The organism is Micromonospora sp. 4G55, assembly GCF_016803375.1.
Window position 1 is genome coordinate 1 of record NZ_JAEVHN010000724.1, and the last position, 2953, is coordinate 2953.

At 74.1% G+C, this 2953-nt stretch carries 4 protein-coding genes; 3 read left to right on the plus strand and 1 reads right to left on the minus strand.

The features are described 5' to 3' along the window. On the plus strand, window positions 1-953 hold a 953-nt coding region (locus tag JNW89_RS33055), incomplete at its 5' end, for a hypothetical protein (protein WP_238452032.1). 15 nt (window positions 954-968) lie between these two features. On the opposite strand, the gene JNW89_RS33060 is transcribed toward JNW89_RS33055, so the two are convergent. After that, the gene (locus tag JNW89_RS33060; protein WP_238452033.1) at window positions 969-1358 is read right to left on the minus strand and encodes a hypothetical protein; all 390 of its coding nucleotides are present in this window, start codon (window positions 1356-1358) and stop codon (window positions 969-971) included. 122 nt (window positions 1359-1480) lie between these two features. Here JNW89_RS33060 and JNW89_RS33065 point away from each other — a divergent pair, with 122 nt between their 5' ends. Both JNW89_RS33065 and JNW89_RS33070 read left to right on the plus strand, forming a co-directional pair. Next, complete coding sequence (locus JNW89_RS33065; RefSeq protein WP_238452034.1) at window positions 1481-1879, plus strand: NUDIX domain-containing protein; 399 nt, start codon at window positions 1481-1483, stop codon at window positions 1877-1879. Between the two features lie 290 nt (window positions 1880-2169). Further along, on the plus strand, window positions 2170-2580 hold the full coding sequence (locus JNW89_RS33070) for a DUF2267 domain-containing protein (RefSeq protein WP_238452035.1): 411 nt from the start codon (window positions 2170-2172) through the stop codon (window positions 2578-2580). The last annotated feature ends 373 nt before the right edge of the window (window positions 2581-2953 follow it).

The following is a 2953-nucleotide window of genomic DNA, read 5'->3' on the forward strand; positions in this document are numbered from 1 at the left end:
GGCTGGTGCACCGCCGCGCCCCCTCCGAGGCGTCGGCCCAGGCGCTGCGCTGGCTGTACCCGAGGCTGGTCGCCCAGCAGCGCTACCTCACCGGCCGGCGGGACGTCGGCGGGGCCGGGCTGGCGGCCATCGTGCACCCCTGGGAGTCCGGCCTGGACAACAGCCCGGCCTGGGACGCGCCGATGGCGGCGGTACCGGCCGACGCCGCCGTCATGCGGGCGTACCGTCGGCACGACACCGCGCACGCCGACGCCGCGCACCGCCCCACGGACCTGGACTACGCGCGGTACGTCGCGATCGTCGCCTCCTATCGCGGCCGTCACTACACCGACCAGGCGCTGGCCGGGTGGCATCCGTTCCTGGTGGAGTGCCCGCTGTTCAACGCGGCGCTGGGCGCGGCGGAGCACGCCCTGGCCCGGATCGCCGCCGTGGTCGGGGCCGATCCCGGCCCGCACCGGGACCGCGCGGCCCGGATCACCGAGGCCGTGGTCCGCCGGCTCTACGACCCGGTCACCGGCACCTTCCACCCGCGCGACCTGCGCACCGACCGGCTGATCCCGGCCCGTACCGTGCTCGGGCTGATGCCGCTGATCCTGCCCGACCTGCCGGCGCGCCAGGTGCGGGCGGTGCTGACCGAGGCGTGCTCGGCGCGGTTCGGCCTGGCCCCCCGCATGCCGCGCCCGCTGCCCACCCACGACCGCACCGCGCCGGACTTCGAGCCGCTGCGCTACTGGCGCGGCCCGAGCTGGATGAACACCAACTGGCTGCTCTGGCGCGGGCTGCGGGCGCACCACCGGCCGGACCTGGCCGCCGGGCTGCGCGAGTCGATGCTGGCGTTGGTCGCCGCCGGCGGCTGCCACGAGTACTTCCACCCGGACACCGCGGCGGGGCTCGGCTCGGCGGCGTTCAGCTGGACGGCCTCGCTGCTGCTCGACACCCTCGCCGAGGGGTGAGCGCCACCCGACCCGTCAGTCCAGTCGCCGCCAGTCGGGGCCGGCCGGGGGCCCGTCCGAGGTGAGCGCCGCCAGCATCACCGACTCGACCTGCTCGGGCATGAGGTATACCCGGTGGTCCGCGCCGCGGACGTAGGCGGCCCAGGGGCGCCCCTCGGCGTCCGACATCACCACGCTCACCGGATCGCGGCGGTCGCTGACCGCGGCGACCGTCCCCCAGGGGCGGTGCACGAAGACCTGCTGCCCCAGGTCGGGATCGAGTTCGCGCAGCCACCGCCGTACGGTCTCCCGGTCGCCGAGCGCGACCTGTTCGCTGGCGACCCGGAACGGTCCCGTGCTGGTCAGGAGTTCGGCCACGTTCTCCGGCGGCTTCCGCCGCCGCCACCGGTCGCGCCACCAGCTCATCCGCGCCCTCCCTCCGGGAGCACCCCGTGCGGTCGGAATGCCCGGCCGGCCCCCGCCGCCAAACCGCGGCACGTCCGGGCCGGCGTCTACAGTGGGTGCCCGCCGGCACCGGAGGACCGCCCGTGGACCCCATCGACAAGATCGCCTGGATCCGGATCGAGCGCGGCCGGATCCTCAGCACCCGCTCGCGGGGCCGGGACGTCTGGTACCTGCCCGGCGGCAAGCGCGAGCCCGGCGAGACCGACCGGGAGACCCTCACCCGCGAGATCGCCGAGGAGTTGGGTGTGGTGATCGACCCGGAGACGGCCGTGCACGTCGGCACGTTCATCGCCCAGGCGCACGGCCACCCGGCGGGCAGGCTGGTACGGATGACCTGTTACACGGCCGAGCACCAGGGCGAGCCCCGGCCGGACCACGAGATCGAGGAGGTCGCCTGGCTCGGGTACGCCGACCGGGACCGGGTCTCCCCGGTCGACCGGATCATCTTCGACGACCTGCGCCGGCGGGCCCTGCTCGCCTGAGCGACGCTCGGCGGCGGGCTACCGGTTCGGTCCCGGGGACGGTGGGGGAGGGCTGCCGCCGCGCCCGGCTGACCCCTGCGCCCCGGTGTGGCGCGCCGATCCCGCAGTGACCGACCGGGCCGGTGCCGAACCGGTCGGGTGAGGCGGCCGTTTGCGCCCCGGCGGGGCGGGTAACCGCGGTCGGATTCCCGACCGGGCGGGCCGGCCGCCGACGGTCGGATTCCGGACGGACGACCCGCCGACACCGGGTCGCCGGTGCGGCCGATCGGCGGAGCGACAGGAGGACCTCGGTGCGCTTTCCCCTCTTCGTCGACGCGGTCGCCCGGCGGGCAGAGTTGCCTCCGGAGCGGGCCGCCGCGATCGCCCGCGCCGTGCTGGTGACGGTGGCCGAACGGGTCCAGGCCGGCGAGGTCGACGACCTGAGCGCCCAGCTCCCGGACGAGCTCAGCGCATACCTGGCCGGGCCGCCGCCGGAGACCACGCCGGGCGCGGCCGAGACCTTCGGACCGGTCGAGTTCCTGCGCCGGGTGGCCGACCGGGCCGGCGTCGAGCCGGCCACCGCACAGGTCGGGGTCCGGGCGGTCTTCGCCACCCTGCGCGAGGCGGTCACGGTAGGCGAGTTCCAGGACCTGGTGGCGCAGTTGCCGAAAAGCTTCACCAGGGGCGTCGATCCAGCGCCACCGCGGCCGTACGATGAGTGACGTCGCCGCCACTGCGCACCCCGTCTGAGCTGCCGCTAAGGGAGCCGTCCGGGTGGAAGATCCCCGGCCTGCGACCTCTTTCGCCGGAAATTTGCTCGCTCAAATACCCTTAGGCTGAAACTCCTCTCCGCGCTAGGGGGATGATCGGCCGAATTTTGACGCCCGTTCACCGAGGCGTCGTGGCCCCTTCGGGCTGACTCCGATCAATGGCCTGTTCCAGGGCGCATCGAGGCCTATTCTGGCTCCATTGTGAAGTCCTGGGGGGGATCATGATCACAATTGTCGATGCCTGCGCGCGTGTCCACAGTGGAGTCGAGCCGACTCACTGAGATGGCGCAACCAATGATCATCCAGCGTTTCGTGGACGCCGCTG

Excerpts from the sequence above, each read along its gene's own strand:
- JNW89_RS33060 (WP_238452033.1), bottom strand. The coding sequence starts at position 1,358 with ATGAGCTGGTGGCGCGACCGGTGGCGGCGGCGGAAGCCGCCGGAGAAC.